Genomic DNA, 19,170 nt, shown 5'->3' on the forward strand with positions numbered 1-19,170 from the left:
GCGCTGCAAGCGCGTGAGGACGTCAAGCGGATCGCCGCCGTCGCGTCTGGCCTGGGCCAGCAGGGCGCGGCGTTTCTCGGCAGGCAGTGGTAGCCGGTCGACATACAACGCGTCGACCGGAAGGTCGGAACGGTCGCTCATTCGGGGGGTAACAGGTAGCTCCACGTTTCGGATAGGGTGTTACTGCCGTTGCGCAGGTAAGCGCGCATTTCGACGGGTTTCTCGGCATCGAGGCGGCGCATGCGGAGCATGACGCGATAGCCGCCCGTGACGTCATTGCGTTGCGTCTGCACTTCAAGAATCTTGCCATTGCCGTCGATGGATACGTTCCCTTCGACCTTGGCATCTTCCGGCAGTTTCTTGAGCGCCGGGCCCTCGAAATCGAGGGCAAACAGCAGACTGTCGTCCGGTTTTCCCCGGTAGCCATGTCCACGCCGGCTTTGCGACACCCAGGCCATTGGCGGGCGCTTGTCATTCTCCTTCTGCCACGACAGCCGGTATTCGATCGAATACGGTTGCTTGAGCTTGGGCGGCGCATCGGGCACCCAGTAGGCCACGACATTATCGTTGGTCTCGTCGGGTGTCGGAATCTGCACCAGCTCCACGCGGCCCTGCCCCCATTTGCCCTTGGGCTCGACCCAGGCGCTCGGACGTGATTCGTAGCGATCGTCCAGATCCTGGTAGTCCCCGAAGTCGCGGTCGCGCTGCTGCAGACCGAATCCGGCCGGGTTCGACAAAGCGAAGGAAGAGACGAGCAGGCGCTTCGGATTGACCAGCGGACGCCAGATCCACTCGCCGGTGCCCGACTGGATCGACAAGCCATCCGAGTCATGCACTTCGGGGCGATAGTCGGGCACTGCCGCCGGCTGGTTCTCCCCGAAGAAGAACATGCTCGTGAGCGGCGCAATGCCCAGCTTCGTGACGTTCTCCCGCAGGAACAGTTCGGCCTTCACATCGACCGTCGTATCGGTCCCCGGACGCAGCGTGAAGCGATACGCCCCCGTCGCGCGCGGCGAATCGAGCAAGGCGTAGATCGTCAGTTCCTTGGCACCGGGCGCCGGGCGCTGGATCCAGAACTCGGTGAAGCGCGGAAACTCCTCGCCGGAATTGAGCGCCGTGTCCAGCGCCAGCCCGCGCGCGGACAGGCCGTACGTCTGGTTCTTGCCCAGCGCGCGGAAATAGCTCGCGCCGAGGAACACCATCACTTCGTCCTTGTATTTCGGGGTGTTTACGGGGAAGTGAATGCGAAAGCCCGCGAAGCCGAGGCCGCGCAACTGCTTCGGATCGACCTTCAGCGCGCCGAAATCGAACATGTCCGGGCTGTAGCGCAGTTCGTGCACGCTCCTGCCAACCAGCTCGTTGATCTTGACCGGACGATCGTAGTACGAGCCCTCATGAAAAAACATCAGCTCGAACGGCAGCTTCTGCGCACGCCACAGTGCCTTCTCAGGCTTGAAGCGGATATTGCGATAACGGTCGTAAGAGAGATTCTGCAACGCCTTGGGCAGATTCGGATCCTTCGGTTTGTACCGGTTGTTCGCGAGCGTGCGCGCCTGTTTGGCGACGTCGTCGAACGAGAACGCATGCGCGGCGCCGGAGATCAGGGCGCAAACACTGAGTACGCTGACGAGCGCCAGACGCAAGACACGGTGGGAAATCATGCGAGAAACGTGATTGGGCAGGAATTCCATCGGCAGTGGAGATAGCGTGTAACGCGCGTGCCGACCGTAGCCAGCGTGCGCTGAACGCGCAATTTTACCCGTTCATTTACCGATTGACTAAAGATGCATCGGCAAAACCTTCGACGCGGGCACTCGCATTATCTCAGTCGTCCGCCAGGCGTTTGTTTCAAGCGCTTCACAAATTTGTGACGATTTGTGACCGATGGTCAAAATGGAAAGGTTTCATGTCCTTTCGCGCCGATTTGGCAGCCGCCGCCCCCTCCCATCCTCTTTCGCATCGCGCCGGCCAGGTCTCGCGTTACTTCGCCTCGAACTTCACCCCGGTCGCCGGCGCAGGAACGGCGCACCGCTGCATGCGCAAGTTGTCGAGAAAACGCTGGATCAACGGCAGCACCTTGGCCTCGATGTCACCGTGCCCGTAGCCGAAACCGGCGAAATTGAAATGCGTGGCGCTATCGACCACGGCCAGCCAGTGACACCCGGCCGGAAGATCCACGTAGGGCTCGGTGCGTGTTTGCCATTTGCCATCCAGCGGCGCGTCGCGCGTACCGGTCACCAGTAACACGGGCTTGTGGATGGCATGCCACGCGCCCGCCGGAAAGATCGGACCGGGCCCTTGCGGGGAGAGCGCGATGTAGCCGTCGAAGCGGTCGTCGCTGTCGAGTCCGAGCTTGTTCTTCGCGCCCGCCTCGATCATCACGGTGGCCGCCCCCATGGAATGACCGGCAAAGACGGCGGGGCCGGACCGACATTGCATTCGCGCCCAATGCAACGCCGCCCCGGTATCTTTGAGACGATCGTCATACGCCTCCGGATCCGTAGTGAGCGCCAGCAAACCATCGCGCAATCCGCCGCTGCGCACGCGATCGCGCAAGGAGTCGTGCCCGCTTTCCTTGTGGGCCATGGTCACGGTCAGCCAGCCGTATTGCGAGAGCGCGCGCCCCAACCAGGAAAGCGCGTCGCGGTCGTCCCCCGCGCCCGGACTCAGCACCGCCACGCCGCGACAGGTCGATGGCGGCCGGAAGACATGCAGGTTGGCGTAAGCACCGTCGCTGCGCGGCACGCGCTGGTCGACGCCGGTGGGCGACAAGGGTTTCGGCGATGGCGGCGCATTCGGGGCGGGAACCGGCACCGGGACCGGCGCGGCATCGATGGCCGGACGACCCGGCAGGAGCGTGTCGGCAGCCACGGCAAGTGGGGGGAACGCAACGAACAACGACACGCCGACGCTGCAGGCACCGAGCGCGACGAGCATCGTCCCGAACGATCGACCCACGGCCCTGCGCGACATTCCGAGCATCCGTTCTCCCTTGGTATCCGGCGGTGCGCAGCCCCTCGGGCGAAGGCGGCCGAAGGGTCCGCCCCCCGGTCTCGCGCCGAAGTCCTGCTGCGACATCACACGACGAACCATCTTAGCGCGGAATGCGTATGGACTCCGCAGGAATTTTGCCTACGGGATACGTGTCTCGCGTGCGCAACGCGCACAGTGTGCCGCACGTACGTCAGGCACGCACTTCAAGCCCACTTCAAGCGCAAGTCAGGCGCGCTGTGGGCGGCCGCCGGGCGTGCCGCGCGACAAGCAAAGCGCCGACGCATAGCCGGCAGGATCGAAGCGCCAGGTCAGCGCGATCAATGCCACATTGAGCGCAATGAGTCCGATCCACGATGGCGTAAAACTGCCGGTGACGTCGAGCACCGCCCCGGCGGCAAACGGTGCCAGCGCCGCGATGCAGAAGCCTACGCCTTGCATGACCGCTGCCAGCGCCGCCGCATGACGCGGATGCGTATGGTGATCGAGCGCGAGCACGAGTCCAAGCGAGAAGGTGCCGCCCAGCCCGAAGCCAATGGCGCCGATCCACGCCCATGCGGCGGCACCGGGCGCGAGTGCCAGCCCGACGAGTCCGCCGAGTGTGGCCGCGAGCGCGAGCGTGAGCCAGCGACGGCGATCGACATGACGGCGCGCCAGCCAGGGCAGCGTCAGCGCGGCGACGACCTGACAGGCCGTCAGCGCGGCCAGCAGCGCACCGCTGCGCGTCGCACTCATGCCGTGCTGCTGATAGAACGGTGGCAGCCACGCGACCATCGTCGTATAGGTGCAGTTGATGAGACCGAAGTACACGGCAAGCGTCCAGGCGCGCCGCTTGCGCAGCAGGTCGCGCATCGACGGCACACCACCGGTCGCCGACGCGCCCCGATCGCTCGCCGCTTGGCCAGCCGCTCGCAAGTCCTCGGCCGTCGTCGCCGGCGAGGCCGCTGGCGCCACGGCAGTGCGACCCAGCGGTGCGCGCCACCACGCGAGCGCAGCCGCGCAGACGACCCCGAGCCACATTCCCAGCCCAACACGCCAGTCGCCCGCGTCGCGCGCCGCCCATGGGCTGATCGCGGCGCCAAGCCCGCCACCGCCCATGAGCGCCGCCGAGTACAAGCCCATCATCGCGGTCATGCGCGCAGCGCTATAGTTCGCCTTCACCACTCCCGGCAGCAGCGCCTGGATGATGGCGATGCCGACGCCCGACGCGAGCGCCGTGGCGATCATCGTCGCGGTATCGTCGGCCACGAAACGCACGCCGCAGGCAAGCGCGAGCACTGCCAGTCCGAGCAGCACGCCACGGCGCTCGCCGAAGCGGCGCGTCAGTCCGCTTGCGGCAAACGCGCCCGCGCCCATCGCGAGCACCGGCAGCGACGTGAGCAATGCCGCCACGGGATAGGTCATCCCCGTGGCAGTACGGATTTGCGGCAGCAGCGGGCTGATGGAGGTGAGCGTCGGCCGCAGCGTCAGTCCGACCGCGACGATGGCCAGCCAGAGTGTCATACCGCCACGCCTTCGCTCACCACGATGTTGCCGTTCGCCACCACCCAACGACGCGGCGCACGCGTGACGATGGCCTGTGCGGCATTCACGGCATCGACGAGCACCAAATCGGCGCGCGCCCCCGCCCGCAGGCCGTAGTCGTCGAATCCGCAGGCGCTCGCCCCCTGATAGGTGACGCAATCGAGTGCGATCTCCAGCGCGTCGTCACGACGCAGGTTGTAACGCAGCCCGATCATCATCGCGCGCTCGAGCATGTCGGGCGAGCCGTAGGGCGTCCACGTGTCGCGAATGCCGTCGTTGCCGCCGGCGAGCGTAACGCCGGCGCGGCGGCATGCCATGAGCGGCGGCACGGTGCGTGATGGCGGCGCGGTGGTGATCAGCGCGACACCGGCATCGGCCAGGCGCGCGAGCCACACCTCGGCGCGCGCGGCATCCAGTTCCCCCAGGCAAAACGCATGCGACACCACAACCTTGCCTTGCATGCCGAGCGCGGCGATACGCTCGAGCATCAGTTCGAGCGAGAACATCCCCATCTCGCCCGGCTCGTGCAGATGTATGTCGACGGGGCACCCATGCTTGTCGGCCAGGGCAAACATCGCGTCGAGCGATGCCTTCGGGTCGCGGTCGATGGCACACGGATCGAGCCAGCCAAGCACGTCCGCGCCGCGCGCGAGCGAGTCGTCGAGCAGGGCCACGGTGCCCGCGCGATCCAGTACGCCCGACTGCGGGAACGCGACGATCTGCATGTCGAGGGTGTCCGCCAGCGCCTCGCGCGTGGCAAGCACGCCCTCGAGATGGCGCAGGCCCGCGTCGGTATCGATGTCGACGTGGGTGCGCAGCCGCGTGGTGCCCGCCGCGAGGAATGCCCGACCGAGCGCAAGCGACGCAGCCGCCGCGTCATGCCCACTCCCGGCACGCCACTGGCGTTCGTTGTCGATGCGGTCGATGAGCTGCGAGCCGCACGCGTTGACGTACCAGGGCATGCCCCAGACGGTCTTGTCCAGATGCGTGTGCGACTCCACGAGACCGGGCAGCAGTATCGCGCCGCCAGCATCGATCTGGCGGACGCCGTTGCCCGGCCCGCCAGGCAGCGACGGCGCGAGTGCGACGATCCGTGCGTTCTCGACGCGCACGTCGACCGGCGAGCCATCGAGGCCGCGCGCGTTGCGAATCTCCAGTGTTGTCATGTCGTCCTCAACCTCCCTGTCAGGTGCCCTGCGGGACGCCGGCCGCCAGGTTGCGCGAGCGGGTGAGCCCGCTCACGACCACGAACGTCATCGCATTCACCGCGAGCGCCACCAGTCCCATGTTGATCGTTCCCACGGTATTCGGTGCGCCGGGCATCAACGTGTGCAGGTTGATGTCGAACCCGACCGCCGCCGCCAGCACGACCGCGCCGGCCCCGATTCCCGCGAAAGCGCCGTACTTGTTGCCGAACGGACGCGGCAGCAGGCTCGCCACGAACGACGGGAACAGTTGCGTGAGCAGGCTCGACGCGAACAGCGCCAGCGCCACGAATGTCGCACCGCCACGCAGGACGAAACCCACCGCCACCAGTCCGAAGATCGGCAGCACGCGCTTGGCGAGCTTGCCCACGAAGGCGTCGCTCGCGTGCGGCGCAAAACCGTCGCGGTAAATGTTCTTCGCGATCAGCGTCGACGCGTTGAGCAGGATCATCGAGCCCGGCACGAGCGCGGTCAACACCCCGACGCCGCCGATCACGCCCACGAACCACGGCGAGAACGTCTGCTTGACGATGCGCAGCAGTGCCAGATCCGAATCCGCGCCGGTAAGGCCCGGCACCTGCAGGATCGCCGCGAAGCCCACGAAGAACATGAACGCGATGACCATCTGGTACAGCGGCATCAGGATCGTGTTCTTGCGAACCGCGCTTTCGGTCTTGGCCGCGTACACCGAGGTGAACACATACGGATACAGGTAGTAGCCGAGCGACGTGAGCAGAATCGTGGAGTTGTACCAGGACAGGGTCAGGCCGCTCGTGGGCATCTGCAAGAAGCCCGGCCGGGCTACCTCGATGCGGTCGAACATCGCGCCGAAGCCGCCGAAGTAGTGCAGCGGCAGGTAGAGGCCGAGGAACACCGCGATCACGAGAATCAGGATGTCCTTGTAGATCGCAATGCTCGCGCAACCGTGAATGCCCGACACCGTGATGTAGGCCACCATCGCGATGGCGCTGCACCCGATCGCGACCACCGGCGGAATCGTGCCGTACGACGCCTCCGAGACGATGATGCCCAGACCGCGCAACTGGATGATGAGCAGTGCGCTCATGCCGAGCACGGCCACCAGCGAGACGATGACGCCCAGCGCCCGCGAGCGGTAGGCCGTCGCGAAGAAGTCGGAGAAGGACACACAGCCGTGTCGCGTCGCGTGACGCCATGCCGCCGGCAACATCCAGTAGCCGAGCAGATAGGCGAGCGCCCCGTAGGCGAGGATGTAAAAGGCGGGGGGCCCCTTGCTGTACGCCCATCCGCTTGCGCCAAGGAACGTAAACGTCGAGAAGGCTTCCCCCGCCATCAGCAGGAAGACGAGCAGCGTGCCGAAGCCGCGCCCGCCCACGGCCCACTGCTCCAGGCTCATGGTGCGGCCGCGCCGCGCGCGCAATCCGATGAAGAGCGCAAACGCGAGAAACGCCGCAATGATGGTCAGGGCGGCGTTCATGATGTCGCTCCGTCAGGGGCTTGCGGATCGTTCGCCGACACCTGCGCCGCCTGGCGCGAACCATCGAAGCGGAACATCACGACCATGACCGCCGACGTGAGCAGCAGCCAGACGATATTCCACGCCATCAGGAAGGGCAGGCCCGCCAGACGGGGACCCACGTGTTCAGCCAGCCAACCGCCGCTGTAAAAGGCCGCGATGGGAAGCGCGGCCAGGCAATGCACAGGTTTCATGTCGTCTCCAGACCCTGAGGGATACAAAGTTCGGCCGCTCGGCAGCACGAGCAGCCAACCCGATGGCTTGACCACTTCGGTCGTGTCCGGCCGCGTGACGCATCGCATCGATCCGCACATCATCAACCAATCACGAATAAATGGTTAACCATTTTTGTTGACCATTATCGGCAACGATGCGCCGAAACGCAAGGTTGCGGTGGCGGGAGCATCGAAACCGAGGGTTTTCCGGGAGGCAGCATCGGCAGGCGAAGGGGGCCGGGTACAATGCGCCCCACACCCACGCGAACCGCGTCATTCAAGGAGATGAGGCTTGAGCCGCACCGCAGCACCGGCGTCCCCGCGCGACGCGTCCCGCCCCGAGGCGTCCGCCGAGACCGCCCCGGATCTGCCGTCCGGCGGCGACGGCACGCCAGGCAGCGCAGGGCAGCAGATCGAGGCACGTGTCTACCAGGCCATTTCTCAGGCGCTGCTCTCGGGCAAGCTCCGGCCGGGCATGCCGCTGCGCGAGCGCAATCTGGCGCAGGCGCTCGATTGCACTCGCGGCGCGGTGCGCAAGGTGCTCGCCCGGCTCGGCTTCGAGGGCAAGCTGGTGCTCGAGCCCAACCGGGGCGCATTCGTCCCGCAACCGTCGCTTGACGACATCCGGCAGACCTACCGCGCACGCCGCGTGCTGGAAAGCGGCGTGATCGCCAGCGTTTGTGGGCAATTGAGTCCGTCGCAGCTTGAGACGCTCGACGCGCACGTCGCGCGGGAAGCCCGCTCGCATGCCGAGGGCACGCATGAGCGCTCGATTCGCCTGGCGGGCGAGTTCCATCTGACATTGATCGGCATGGCGCAGAGTGCCGAACTCGACACGTTCGCGCGCCAGCTCGTGGCCAAGACGGAGCTTTACAAGGCGCTGTACGATCCGGCGGAATTCATCCATTGCGCGCCGACGGAGCACGCCCTGCTCGTCGGCCAGTTGCGCGACGGCCAGACGCAGGCCGCGATTGCGCTGGCCACGGCGCATCTCGACGAACTCGAAGCGCGGGTGCTCACTCGCGCGGCCGCCGCCGAGACGCCCGACTTTCGCGCCATTTTTGCCGAAGCGTTCGCGGGCTCGGGGTCATAAGCGTCCCCCAGCCCTGCCACGGCGACGCACGCGACATGCCAAGCCGTCGCCCGTCAAGCGGCGCGGCAATCCCACCACGGGCATGCGGGTCGCGTGGCACACACCCCCGAATCGGAGGTATATTGCGCCTGTTTGCGACGGGTCTGCACCCGCCTGCCACTTTCGCCCCCGCCTGTCACACCCAAGCACGAAGCCCGAAGGAAGCCCATGTCCCATCTGGTAGTCCACGGCGGCCAACCGCTACGCGGCCGCATCACCCCTTCCGCCAACAAGAATGCCGTTCTCCCGGTGCTGTGCGCCACGCTGCTCACCGATCAGCCCGTGCGCCTCATCGGCGTGCCCGAGATCACCGACGTTCGCAAGATCCTCGACATCTTCCGTCAGCTCGGCAGCGACGTCAGCGTCGATTTCGACACCGGTACGCTCGACATCCACCATCGCGATACCCGCTTCGATCCGCGCACCGACCATCTGCCGGAAGAGATGCGCTCGTCGATCATGCTCGTGCCGCCGCTGCTCGCGCGTTTCGGCGTCGCCCGCATCGAAGACAACATCAAGGGCTGTACGCTAGGCGTGCGCGAGATCGATCCGCATATCGAAGTGCTGCGGCATTTCGGCGGACGTGTCGAGCGCACCGAGGGCTCGCTGCTCATCCACGCGGACGAGACACGACCGGCGATCCATCACTGGCTCGATTACGCGTCGGTGACCACCACGGAAAACTTCGTGCTGTGCGCGGCAACCGCCGGGGGCCGCTCGCAATTGAACAACGCGGCGTCCGAGCCGCACGTACAGGAGTTCTGCCGCTTCATGCAGATGCTGGGCGTGCCCATCGAGGGCGTCGGCACGTCGCAACTCGCGATCGAAGGTGTGGCGCGCTTCGGCGGCGGCGAATTCCGCTTTGCCGAAGACTTCCATGAAATCACCACGTTCCTGGCGCTCGGCGCCATCACGGGTGGCGAGATCACGGTCAAGAACACGGCGCCGGACCAGTTCCCGCTCATCGACCGCACCTTCGCGAAATTCGGGGTGAAGGTCGAGCACCGCGACGGCTGGTCGACGGCCACCGCGCAGGGCCAGCTCAAGGTACAAGCCCCGTTCACGCAGAACATCCTGACCAAAGTGGAAGCCGCGCCGTGGCCGTATTTCCCGGTCGACCTGCTGCCGATCTTCATCGCCCTGGGGGTGAAGGCCGAAGGCAGCGCCATGTTCTGGAACAAGGTCTATGACGGCGCGATGGGCTGGTCGACCGAACTGTCGAAGTTCGGCGCGCATGTGTTCCAGTCCGATCCGCACCGCCTGATCACGTTCGGCGGCGTGCCGCTCTCGCCGGCTGTCGTGGAGAGTCCGTACATCATCCGCGTGGCGATTGCGCTGCTGATGGTGGCGGCCAGCATCAACGGTCAATCGACAATCAAGAACGCCGATCCGATCCGTCGCGCGCATCCGCGCTTCGTCGAGAACCTGTGCTCGGTGGGCGCGAACGTCGTCTGGACAACGCAAGACTAAGCGCGCGCCTTCAGGCGCGGCGTGATCTGGCGATGGTGAAAGCATGGCGGCCATCATGCGTGATCGTCCCCTGCCCCTGCCCCTGCCCCTGCCGCCGCGCGCCACGGCCAGGTGCCTGCGGCGTCTACAACGGCCGGGACGACCGCCCGGACAACCGGTTGAACGAAAACGGCACGCCCGAGGGCGTGCCGTGGTGTTGCACCGGGATGCCGGCGCCTGAGCCCGTGAGCGGCTGGCGCCTTAGTCCTTGAGCGGCTGGTGCGCCGTCTCGCGTGCGGCGAGAAGCGCGATGGCCGTGACGACGAGTGCTGCCGTGACATACAGCGACACCGAGACTGTCGTGCCGAATTCCTTGTACAGCGTCACGATGATGAGCGGTGCGAAGCCGCCCCCGAGAATGCCCGCGAGCGTGTAGGCCAGCGACGAACCGGCGTAGCGCACCCGCGTCGGGAACTGCTCGGTGACGAATGCCGCCTGCGGCCCGTACATCATCGCGTGAATCACCAGCCCAATGACCACGGACAGCACGATCAGCGCCGGGTGAGACGTATCGAGCAGCACGAAGAAGCCATAGGCCCAGGCCACGGCGCACAGGACCCCGAAGCCGTACACCGGGCGGCGCCCGAGCTTATCGGACAGCGCGCCGAACAGCGGCACCGTCAGCGCGTTGAATGCCGTGCCCACCAGCACGGCCGTGAGCGCGAGCGGACGCGAGAGGTGCAGCGTGCCCGTCACATACGTCAGCGTGAAGACGACCATCAGTGCATAGAGCACGTCCGAGCCGATGCGCGAGCCGCCGGCCACCAGCAGGTTGCGCCAGTGCGAGCGGAACACGTCGGCAATCGGCATTTCCGCCTGGCGCGCCGAGTGCTGTATCGCTTCGAACATCGGCGTTTCCTCCACACCGCGACGCACCCACAGACCGAAGCCGACCAGCACGAGGCTCAGCAGGAAGGGCAGGCGCCAGCCCCACGCGAGGAAGTCATCGGGCGAAATCGACAGCGTGATGAGTGCGATGAGGCCGGTCGCGATCAGCGTGCCGAACGACGGGCCGACCTGCGTCCACGACGCATTCAGGCCGCGCTTGCGCTGATCGCCATGCTCGACCGACAGCAGCACCGCACCGGCCCATTCGCCGCCCAGCGCCACGCCTTGCACGAAGCGCAGGGCGACGAGCAGGACCGGGCTCCAGATACCGATCGACGCGTACGTCGGCAGCAAGCCCATCAGGCCGGTGGTCAGGCCCATCAGCACGAGCGTGAGCACCAGCACGGCGCGCCGACCGATCTTGTCGCCGAGGTTGCCGAACACGAAGCCGCCGAGCGGTCGCGAGACGTAGCCCACGGCATAGGTCGACAGCGCGAGAATGGTGCCGACCAGCGGATCGACCGACGGGAAGAACAGATGGTTGAACACCAGCGCCGCCAATGTGTTGTAGACGGTGAAGTCGTACCACTCGAGCGTGGTGCCCACCATGCTGGCGGTCGCGAGGCGGCCCTTGTTGGCGCGCTGATGATCGGTGGCGGCGACCGAAGGGGTGGCATCGGTTGGCCGAGCGTCGCGGGTATCGGAAAAAGTTGTCATCGAGGTCTCCAGGGGGTTCGCGATATCGGCCGGATGGCCGGATCCCGCGAGGGGATAGCGGGACATCAGTCGTCGTTGGCGCCGAGACGCCACAGCATGGCGAAGCGGGTGACGTCGCTGGCCGGCACCCCATAGGCGGCGGCCAGCGTTTGCGCGGCGACGTGCACGGCGTCCGGATCGGTGCCTTCGATCAGCACGACGGCATCGGCGGGCGGCAACGGCGCGTCCTTGGCAGTGAGTGAGACAGACAGCGTCGGTACGGTGACCTGGAGCGTCGCGCGCACGATGCCGTCGCCTTGGGCGAGTTCGGCGAGCTGCGCGCCGAGACGCCCATGTGCCTGGGCGACAATCGCCTCGCTCAACACGAACATGGCGAGCATGCCGCCCTGGCCTTCGCCTGCCTCGACGTCGAGCGTGCCGACACGGCGCTGCGTGCCCCGCATACGTGCGAAGTTGCGCAGCGACCATTCGGTCTGATGCTGGAAAGCCTGGGCGTAAGGCTCGCTGGTAAAGACGCTGGCGTCCTGCGTGCAGTAGAGCGCCAGGTAGGGACGCGCGCATGCGTGCAGGGCCTTGAAGCGACGGGCGAACGCGAAGCCCGGAATCGCCACACGTTCCTGCATGTGTTCGCGGTCGTACCAGCGGTTGAAGTCAGCGTCGAAGGCCGGATCGATATTCGTCCAGATACAGAGTTGGGCGCGCGGGGCGGTCACAGTCATGAGGCATTCCATCGGTTTCGACAATCGGGAGGCCGGCCAACCCGCCATGCGGCGCAGGTCGACCGTCCCGCTGAGTGTGCGAAATGAGGGAAAACGCGTCCAACAAGAAATCAAATTCGCCGCGACAGGAAATTCTTATGAGTTACGCCAAACGCTTGCCTCGCGGGGATTTCGCGGAAGTGGAAGGGGGCGGGGGCGCTGGATGAGGGTCGCGCGCCGATGGCTCAGGAATCGGCGGCGCCCCAGGCCGGGGCGGTCATGGCGGCAGCCGGCGGGATGGCGATGTCCGGCCCCATGTTCAAGGCGAATTCGCTGGCCGTGCGCTGCGCAAGACGCGCCACGTTTTCGGCAAGCATCGCGCCCGTGCGGAACGAGCCGACGAGCGGCAGATTGGGGAAATTGGCGTTCACGCGCAGCAGATGCAGGCTGTGCTCGCCCAGTTCGCGCTGAATAATGGCTGGCGGCAGCATCGCCACGCCGAAGCCGTCCGCGACCAGCCGGATGATGGCCGCGACCGACGTCATGCAATTCACGCGCACCGGCCGCTCCGCCGCGACCGAGAACATGCGCTCGAGCGTCTTGTGCGGGCCGGAGTTGCGCGAAAAGCTTACCAGCGGGTACGCCGCCAGATCGGCCACATCGAGCGTTTCGCCTTCCAGATTGAACTTGGGGCTCGCCACCCAGCGCATCGGAAATTCGGCCAGCGGCAAGTTCTCGATGCCGGCACCGTGCTGGACGTCGGTTTGCAGCACGAGGTCGAGCGTGCCCGCTTCGAGCTGCTTGCAGAGATTGATGGTCGTCTCGCTGGTGACTTCGATCTCGAGTTGCGGATATTCGCGGTGAATCCGCGCCGCCAGATCCGGAAACCAGCTGTGCACGATCGACTCGACCACACCGATCTTGAGCACGCCCGGCGGCATGTCCGGATCGGTCAGCTCGCGTTTCATCTCCTGCCCGAGCATGACGATGCGCTCCGCGTATGCCAGCGCCTTCTGCCCGGCCGCTGTGAGGGTGACCTCCCTGGCGCTGCGGTCGAACAGCCGTACCCCGAAGCTCTGCTCCAGCGACGCGATCCGGCTGGACACGCCCGCCTGCGTTGTGTGCAGACGTTCGGCCGTCAGACGGAAGTTGCGCAGCTTGGCAAGCCACACGAAGGTTTCGAGAAAGCGCAGGTTCATGCGGCGTGACGGGGGCAAAGACGGCGGTCAATGGGGCGGTGAGGCTGGCGTGTCCCCAATTCTAGCGGGAACAGAAAAGCAGCACCCGAGCGCGAAGTGCGCGCGGCAGCGCAGGCGGTGTCGTTACGGGCGCGTTCCCGTCATGTTTCGTTTCCGTAACGTTTTACGTCGTGTGCCGATGGCAAGCGCTGCCCACTCCTTTAAAAATCATGAACTTAATCATCTCAAGAGGATTGGCACGGGATTTGCTGTACTTCTCGCAACGGCCCGACGAGGCCGGAGGGCCGAATTTCTGGAGACTGTCATGGCAATCGCCCATTTCCACCGACCGCATCCGACCGTGGAACTCGCGCGCTGCGTGTTCCGGCAGCATTACATACGCATCATGCAGGCCGATCGGCCCGGCAATTATGCAGTGTTGGTCGATGTCTGGCCCATGGATGGCCGAACGTTCACCAGCATCGATCAGGCCAAGCACGCCGCCATGCTGTTCATCCGCGAGATGGAGAGCGACTGAGTCCACGCAAGCGATTCCGCGCCAGCGGCCCTTGGCGCGGCCAACGAGACGAGACCCTCATTCATGAAACATCACCCGACCCGCCACAGCGCCGCCGAGCGCCACGTCCTGTCCACTGTCCCGCGCTCGGTGGCCCGTCAGCCGGTCGTGCTGGATCCTGCCGGCGACCCGTATGCCCGTGTCGCGGTCGAGGCCTACGCCGAGGCCTGTGCCCATGAGCAACCGTGGCTGGCCGAGGCGCTGCAACGCCAATATCAGTTGGGCGGCGGCACCCCGTCGAGCGCCGCCGCGCTCTGGCGCGCGTTTCACGAGGCGCAGCGGTTGGCCCGCGAAGGGCAATCGTACGACGAAGCCGCCTGGACTCACGTGGCGCTGCATCTGTGCGGCGTGCTGGGGGCGATGAATTTGTAGTCCTCGGGTCAAGCGCGGCGCGCCCCCCGATTTCACGCGGGGGATGCAAAACCCGACTGTAGGGGACTGTTTCTGGCATACTTCTCGCTAAATTTCTAGCGGACCCGCCCTCAGTACCCCATGCCCCTCACTTCGACGTTGCCGTCCAGCATTCGACGGCGAGCGGTTACATCGATTCTAGGTGCATTGCTTCTTCTCTTTCCCGCTGCGACGCTAGTCGTACCTCGCGGGGGAAACGTCGTGATGTTCCTTCTGCTCGCGTGCAGTCTTTACGTGCTCGTCGCCGACGCGAAAATGCCATCGCCCACGCGATCGGCGACGGTCATGCCGCGTCACGCCATGACTGCCCTCAACATTGCGCTATGCCTGCCGTTTGCTGCGGTCATACTGAGCGAGCTGATCCACGGGCATGTCGCTGGCAACACGCTGGACTCGCCGTCCCGCTTCCTGATTGCGATCGTCGTCATGTTCGCGTTGCGGCGCGTCAGTGAGAACCTGCCGGCCTGGGTGTCGTTCGGTCTGCCCCTGGGAGCGTTTGCGGCCGCCGTCATGGCGTCCTATTCGGTCATCGAACTGACGGCTCGCGCAGAAAGCACCTTCCTGAACCCGATCCATTTCGGCGATATTGCCCTGCTGCTGGGCGTGTTGTCGGCACTCTCGATCAACTGGCTCAAGCGAGACTGTGTGTCGGGTGTCATCGTCAAACTGGCAGGCTCCCTGGCGGGTGGTTACGCGTCGTGGGCCAGTCTGTCGCGGGGTGGCTGGATTGCACTGCCGGTGATGGTTGTACTATGCGTCTGGATCGGCGGCAAGGCATTGAATAGACGTGCACGCTGGGCGGCCATCATTGTGCTGTGCGCGGCCATCGTGTTGCCCGTCAGCCTCTCGCAAACCGTTCGCACGCGCATGTTCACCGATATTTCTCTCGATTTGTCGAACATGGCGAAGGGGCAACCCGATTCATCAGTAGGCGTTCGGCTGGAGCTATACAAGGCTGCCCTTATCCTCATCGGTCAAAACCCCGTCGCAGGATTGGGGGCACACGGCTTCCACAATGCGATGGCGCCAATGGCAGAAAAAGGCGTCATCACGCCAACCGCTGCTGACCTGGGACGTGGCGAAGTCCACAATCAGATCCTGTCCTATACCGCCGACTACGGCATCGGTGGGTTTATCGCCATGCTTGCCGTGTATTTTGTGCCGGCCTGGTTTTTTATCTTGTGCATCCGTCGCGGGGACAAGCGAGCCCGCCGCACCGGCCTGCTCGGCCTGCTCACCGCGGTGGCGTTCTTCACGTTCGGACTGACCGTGGAGACATTCAATCTCAAGGTCACTACCGCGTTTTATGCGACGATGTTGGCGGTATTCGCCGCAATTGCATGCCCCGCGAAATCGGAAAGCGTCGACACCAAGACCGGCACAATCGAGCGAAATTAACCGCCCCCATGCTAAGCATCCTGATCCCCACCTGGAACAACCTGCCGTTTCTCAAGCTGTGCATCGATAGCGTTCGCCGTCATTCCGGCGAGGCGCACGAGATCCTCGTTCACGTCAACGACGGGAGCGATGGCACGCTGGCATGGGTTCGGGAACAGGGGCTGCGTCACACGCACAGCGTCGGCAACGTCGGGGTCTGCCTGGCGCTGAATCAGCTCGCGCCACTGGCATCGCACGACTCGTTGCTCTTCCTGAACGACGACATGTTCGTCACCCCCGGCTGGGACACCGCGCTCATCGACGCCGCACGTGCCCTCGACACGCCGATCTATTACCTCTCGTCGGTGATGATCGAACCGAACGCCGGGGTCAGCAAGCAGGTCGTATCGCAGGATTTCGGCACGGCCCCCGAGACGTTTGACGAAACCGCCCTGCTCGCCTTCGCCACCTCGCTGAACCGCAGCGACGTGAACGGCGTGCCAACGCAGCCCACGCTGGTGAGCCGCAGCCTGTGGCATCTGGTGGGCGGCTACAGCATCGAATTCGGGCCGGGCATGAGCAGCGACGACGACTTCCTGATGAAGTTGTGGCTCGTCGGCTGCCGCACCTTCCGCATCGTGGGCAAGAGCGTGGTCTATCACTTCGGCTGCCGCTCGACAGGCCGTGTGGTGAAGAATCGCGGCAGTCGCGAGTTTCTGATGAAGTGGGGCATGACCCAGGCCGAGTTCAAGCGCGACTATCTCGATCTGGCCGGTACGCCGGCGGGTGCCACGCTCCCCAACGTCCCCCGCCCAAGTGGCAAGAGCCGCATCAAGCGCGCGTTGCATGGCAGCAAGCCCTATCCGCTGGAAGATCTCGAACGCTGGGACGCCAATGTCCCGCAGCATCTGAAGCTCGACTGAGCCGCCGGCCGACGTGCCACCCTCGGCTGACGCGCGTCAGCCGCAGTGCTTGAATCCCGCTCGACTGCGTAGAAATGCCGGATGTCCGGCCATCAGCGCATCAGTGCCGCGGGTGACGAATCCTCGCCCACGCGTGCTCGACACGCTGCACCGCGCGATGATCGGGGTGGCGCGTCCACCAAAGCCCCAGCTCCCACACCATCCCGGCCAGCAGCAGGATCACGGCCAGTGCGCCGATCGTGTACCACATCTCACCGAACGAAGTTGTCATGACGGCCTCCCGAAAGGCATCACGGACGACACGCAGCCGTCCGTGATTGCATTCTAGGCGACGAAACCCGGCTTGCCCGCCGGATCGGCCCTACCCGGGCACGACGTCGACCGCCCGGCGCGTCAGAGCTGGCCCATCGCCAGTTGCACCGCGAGGCTGCTCACCGACACGGCAGCCCACACGCCGAGCCCCAGGAGGATGGGACGCACGCCGGTCGATGCCATGCGGCGCAGATTCGACGACAGGCCGATGGCCGTGAGGGCGACGATGATAAGGAACTCGGCCGCGTCGTGAATCCAGGGTTGCAGCTCGGCCGGCACGAACCCTGCCGTGCGCGCCCCCGAGGCGACCAGGAAGCCGAGGATGAACCACGGAAAGATACGCGCGAGGCTGAAGTTACCGGCCCCGGCACGCTTGGCGCGGTACGCGACGATCGCAGCCAGCGTCAGGCAGATCGGGATGATGAGCGTGGCACGCGTCAGCTTGACGATGGTCGCGTAATCGCCCGCGGCCTTGCTGTAGCTGTAGCCGGCCGCCACCACCGACGACGTATCGTTGATCGCCGTGCCCGCCCACATGCCAAACCCCAGATCTGACAGATGCAGCAGGTGGCCGAGCATCGGGAACAGCACCACGGCCGCGATATTGAACAGGAAGATGGTCGAGATCGCGAATGCCGTTTCGTGGTCGTCCGGCTTGACGATGGGCGTCACGGCCGCAATCGCCGAGCCGCCACAGATCGCCGTGCCGATACCGATGAGCAGCTTGAGCTTGCCGCCGACACCCAGCGCACGGCCCAGCCCCCACGCCGACAGACCCGCAGCGGTGATCGTCACCGCCGTGACGGCCAGGGACTCCAGCCCCGTATGCGCCACTTGCGACAAGCTCAGGCCGAAGCCGAGGGCGATGATCGACCACTGGAGCACATACTTCGAAGCGAACCGGATGCCCGCTTCATAACGCGCACCGGGCGCAAACACATTGCGAACGATGATGCCGAGCAGAATGCCGAACACCGGACCGCCGACCAGCGGCATCTGACGCCCAAGCAACAGGGCGACAAAAGCGATCACGGTCGAGAGAACCAGACCGGCCCACGGATTCTGCCGATCAGGCACCAGCACGTTCGGACGGCGGGCCGTAGGGGGGTGAGTCGTATCCGTTTTCGTTGTCATCACAGCCACTCCTTTGGAATGACTACAAGTCTACGAATGGCGATTTAATAATAAAAATCGTTATATCAAATAAGAATCATCAAAAAATACGATATTTATTTGCGGCGCGCGTCACACCCTGAATCGATCGCCGCTTTCGGTTAGCTTTCGCTCCACTTCCGGCCCATCTGCGGATGATCGGCCGCGCAAACGCTGGCCCTGGACCGCTACACTCTCCGAAACCGTCGAGAAGCGTTGATCACCCCCCTCACCCCGGAGACCGTGCCTCATGTCGCAAACTGCCGACACCCCCGCCCGCCGTGCCCAGTGGTACTTCGATTTCGCCTCCCCTTTCTCGTATCTGCAATTCGAGCGGTTCGACACGCTGCCGCGCGCGCTCGACATCGACCTCAAGCCGGTCGTGCTGGGCGCAATCCTCGCGCATCTGCAAACGCAGGGGCCGGCGGAGACACCGCACAAGCGCCTCTTCACGTATCGCATGGCGCAGTTCCGCGCCGAGCAGGACGGCATCCCCTACCGCATGCCGCCCGTGCATCCGTTTCATCCGATCCGTGTGCTGCGCCTGGCCATAGCGCTCGGAGCGACCCATGACGTCGTACGCACGATTTACCGCTTCATCTGGGCGGAAGGGCGCGACGTGACCGACGCGCAAGGCTGGCAGGATCTGAGCGAGCGGCTCGGGTTGCGCGCCGACGAGGCCGTTGCCCGCGCGGAAGCCCCGGCGGTCAAGGCCGCCTTGCGCGAGAACACCGAAGCGGCGATTGCCGCCGGGGTGTTCGGCGTGCCGACCTTCGCGTTCGACGGGACGCTTTACTGGGGCGACGACGCCACAGCGCTGTTCCGCCACTGCCTCGCCCATCCGGAATGGCTGCACTCACCCGACGTCGAGCGTTTGCAGCAGATCACCGTCGGCGTACGGCGCGAGCATTGAACACGCCGTGGCT

18 protein-coding genes are annotated in these 19,170 nt (G+C 65.3%); 7 read left to right on the forward strand and 11 right to left on the reverse strand.

What is annotated here, in order from left to right:
- Positions 1-137: 137 nt before the first annotated feature.
- From PTE31013_RS06400 to PTE31013_RS06425, 6 genes are all read right to left on the reverse strand, one after another.
- A complete protein-coding gene (locus tag PTE31013_RS06400; RefSeq protein WP_150611959.1) occupies positions 138-1,661 on the reverse strand; it encodes a glucan biosynthesis protein G in 1,524 nt (507 codons plus the stop codon).
- Between the two features lie 319 nt (positions 1,662-1,980).
- Positions 1,981-2,973: an alpha/beta hydrolase family protein gene (locus PTE31013_RS06405; protein ID WP_150611960.1), complete on the reverse strand. Its 993-nt coding sequence runs from the start codon at positions 2,971-2,973 to the stop codon at positions 1,981-1,983.
- Between the two features lie 246 nt (positions 2,974-3,219).
- On the reverse strand, positions 3,220-4,494 hold the full coding sequence (locus PTE31013_RS06410; protein WP_150611961.1) for an MFS transporter: 1,275 nt from the start codon (positions 4,492-4,494) through the stop codon (positions 3,220-3,222).
- Complete coding sequence (locus PTE31013_RS06415; RefSeq protein ID WP_150611962.1) at positions 4,491-5,681, reverse strand: amidohydrolase family protein; 1,191 nt, start codon at positions 5,679-5,681, stop codon at positions 4,491-4,493. Before PTE31013_RS06415 ends, PTE31013_RS06410 begins: the two co-directional genes overlap by 4 nt.
- 19 nt (positions 5,682-5,700) lie before the next feature.
- On the reverse strand, positions 5,701-7,176 hold the full coding sequence (locus PTE31013_RS06420) for a sodium:solute symporter family protein (RefSeq protein ID WP_150611963.1): 1,476 nt from the start codon (positions 7,174-7,176) through the stop codon (positions 5,701-5,703).
- Positions 7,173-7,409: a DUF3311 domain-containing protein gene (locus tag PTE31013_RS06425; RefSeq protein WP_150611964.1), complete on the reverse strand. Its 237-nt coding sequence runs from the start codon at positions 7,407-7,409 to the stop codon at positions 7,173-7,175. The genes PTE31013_RS06420 and PTE31013_RS06425 overlap by 4 nt, the downstream gene beginning before the upstream one ends.
- A gap of 313 nt (positions 7,410-7,722) precedes the next feature.
- Here PTE31013_RS06425 and PTE31013_RS06430 point away from each other — a divergent pair, with 313 nt between their 5' ends.
- Positions 7,723-8,523, forward strand: coding sequence for a GntR family transcriptional regulator (locus PTE31013_RS06430; RefSeq protein ID WP_246173921.1), 801 nt, complete (start codon positions 7,723-7,725; stop codon positions 8,521-8,523).
- 207 nt (positions 8,524-8,730) lie between these two features.
- On the forward strand, positions 8,731-10,032 hold the full coding sequence (locus PTE31013_RS06435) for a UDP-N-acetylglucosamine 1-carboxyvinyltransferase (RefSeq protein ID WP_150611965.1): 1,302 nt from the start codon (positions 8,731-8,733) through the stop codon (positions 10,030-10,032).
- 240 nt (positions 10,033-10,272) lie between these two features.
- Here PTE31013_RS06435 and PTE31013_RS06440 read toward each other — a convergent pair whose 3' ends face one another.
- From PTE31013_RS06440 to PTE31013_RS06450, 3 genes are all read right to left on the reverse strand, one after another.
- Positions 10,273-11,616: an MFS transporter gene (locus PTE31013_RS06440; RefSeq protein ID WP_150611966.1), complete on the reverse strand. Its 1,344-nt coding sequence runs from the start codon at positions 11,614-11,616 to the stop codon at positions 10,273-10,275.
- Positions 11,617-11,681: 65 nt separating this feature from the next.
- Entirely contained in the window at positions 11,682-12,335 is a 654-nt protein-coding gene (locus PTE31013_RS06445; protein ID WP_150611967.1) for a DUF4286 family protein, read from the reverse strand.
- A 224-nt stretch (positions 12,336-12,559) separates the two neighbouring features.
- Positions 12,560-13,513 carry a LysR family transcriptional regulator gene (locus tag PTE31013_RS06450; protein WP_150611968.1) on the reverse strand — a complete coding sequence of 318 codons (954 nt, stop codon included), beginning with the start codon at positions 13,511-13,513 and terminating at the stop codon, positions 12,560-12,562.
- Positions 13,514-13,817: 304 nt separating this feature from the next.
- Between PTE31013_RS06450 and PTE31013_RS06455 the strand changes: the two genes are divergently transcribed.
- The 4 genes from PTE31013_RS06455 to PTE31013_RS06470 all read left to right on the forward strand — a co-directional run bounded on the left by PTE31013_RS06455 (position 13,818) and on the right by PTE31013_RS06470 (position 16,780).
- Positions 13,818-14,030 carry a hypothetical protein gene (locus PTE31013_RS06455; RefSeq protein ID WP_150611969.1) on the forward strand — a complete coding sequence of 71 codons (213 nt, stop codon included), beginning with the start codon at positions 13,818-13,820 and terminating at the stop codon, positions 14,028-14,030.
- A gap of 63 nt (positions 14,031-14,093) precedes the next feature.
- Positions 14,094-14,441 carry a hypothetical protein gene (locus PTE31013_RS06460; protein ID WP_150611970.1) on the forward strand — a complete coding sequence of 116 codons (348 nt, stop codon included), beginning with the start codon at positions 14,094-14,096 and terminating at the stop codon, positions 14,439-14,441.
- A 243-nt stretch (positions 14,442-14,684) separates the two neighbouring features.
- On the forward strand, positions 14,685-15,878 hold the full coding sequence (locus PTE31013_RS06465) for an O-antigen ligase family protein (protein WP_174978446.1): 1,194 nt from the start codon (positions 14,685-14,687) through the stop codon (positions 15,876-15,878).
- An 8-nt stretch (positions 15,879-15,886) separates the two neighbouring features.
- Positions 15,887-16,780 (forward strand): glycosyltransferase family 2 protein, encoded by an 894-nt coding sequence (locus PTE31013_RS06470; protein ID WP_150611972.1) that lies wholly within the window; start codon positions 15,887-15,889, stop codon positions 16,778-16,780.
- 100 nt (positions 16,781-16,880) lie between these two features.
- On the opposite strand, the gene PTE31013_RS24730 is transcribed toward PTE31013_RS06470, so the two are convergent.
- A complete protein-coding gene (locus PTE31013_RS24730) occupies positions 16,881-17,051 on the reverse strand; it encodes a hypothetical protein (protein ID WP_174978447.1) in 171 nt (56 codons plus the stop codon).
- 122 nt (positions 17,052-17,173) lie between these two features.
- Positions 17,174-18,226, reverse strand: a complete 1,053-nt coding sequence (locus PTE31013_RS06475; protein WP_150611973.1) for a YeiH family protein — start codon at positions 18,224-18,226, stop codon at positions 17,174-17,176.
- A 268-nt stretch (positions 18,227-18,494) separates the two neighbouring features.
- On the opposite strand from PTE31013_RS06475, the gene PTE31013_RS06480 reads away from it, so the two are divergent.
- Entirely contained in the window at positions 18,495-19,157 is a 663-nt protein-coding gene (locus PTE31013_RS06480; protein WP_150611974.1) for a 2-hydroxychromene-2-carboxylate isomerase, read from the forward strand.
- Positions 19,158-19,170 lie beyond the last annotated feature (13 nt).

The organism is Pandoraea terrigena (assembly GCF_902459705.1).
Lineage (GTDB): Bacteria > Pseudomonadota > Gammaproteobacteria > Burkholderiales > Burkholderiaceae > Pandoraea > Pandoraea terrigena.

Coding starts and splice junctions, on each gene's coding strand:
- PTE31013_RS06420 (WP_150611963.1), bottom strand. CDS start 7,176: ATGAACGCCGCCCTGACCATCATTGCGGCGTTTCTCGCGTTTGCGCTC.
- PTE31013_RS06405 (WP_150611960.1), bottom strand. CDS start 2,973: ATGTCGCGCAGGGCCGTGGGTCGATCGTTCGGGACGATGCTCGTCGCG.
- PTE31013_RS06445 (WP_150611967.1), bottom strand. CDS start 12,335: ATGACTGTGACCGCCCCGCGCGCCCAACTCTGTATCTGGACGAATATC.
- PTE31013_RS06440 (WP_150611966.1), bottom strand. CDS start 11,616: ATGACAACTTTTTCCGATACCCGCGACGCTCGGCCAACCGATGCCACC.
- PTE31013_RS06410 (WP_150611961.1), bottom strand. CDS start 4,494: ATGACACTCTGGCTGGCCATCGTCGCGGTCGGACTGACGCTGCGGCCG.
- PTE31013_RS06475 (WP_150611973.1), bottom strand. CDS start 18,226: ATGACAACGAAAACGGATACGACTCACCCCCCTACGGCCCGCCGTCCG.
- PTE31013_RS06400 (WP_150611959.1), bottom strand. CDS start 1,661: ATGATTTCCCACCGTGTCTTGCGTCTGGCGCTCGTCAGCGTACTCAGT.
- PTE31013_RS06460 (WP_150611970.1), top strand. CDS start 14,094: ATGAAACATCACCCGACCCGCCACAGCGCCGCCGAGCGCCACGTCCTG.
- PTE31013_RS06415 (WP_150611962.1), bottom strand. CDS start 5,681: ATGACAACACTGGAGATTCGCAACGCGCGCGGCCTCGATGGCTCGCCG.
- PTE31013_RS06455 (WP_150611969.1), top strand. CDS start 13,818: ATGGCAATCGCCCATTTCCACCGACCGCATCCGACCGTGGAACTCGCG.
- PTE31013_RS24730 (WP_174978447.1), bottom strand. CDS start 17,051: ATGACAACTTCGTTCGGTGAGATGTGGTACACGATCGGCGCACTGGCC.
- PTE31013_RS06425 (WP_150611964.1), bottom strand. CDS start 7,409: ATGAAACCTGTGCATTGCCTGGCCGCGCTTCCCATCGCGGCCTTTTAC.
- PTE31013_RS06435 (WP_150611965.1), top strand. CDS start 8,731: ATGTCCCATCTGGTAGTCCACGGCGGCCAACCGCTACGCGGCCGCATC.
- PTE31013_RS06450 (WP_150611968.1), bottom strand. CDS start 13,513: ATGAACCTGCGCTTTCTCGAAACCTTCGTGTGGCTTGCCAAGCTGCGC.
- PTE31013_RS06465 (WP_174978446.1), top strand. CDS start 14,685: ATGTTCCTTCTGCTCGCGTGCAGTCTTTACGTGCTCGTCGCCGACGCG.
- PTE31013_RS06470 (WP_150611972.1), top strand. CDS start 15,887: ATGCTAAGCATCCTGATCCCCACCTGGAACAACCTGCCGTTTCTCAAG.
- PTE31013_RS06480 (WP_150611974.1), top strand. CDS start 18,495: ATGTCGCAAACTGCCGACACCCCCGCCCGCCGTGCCCAGTGGTACTTC.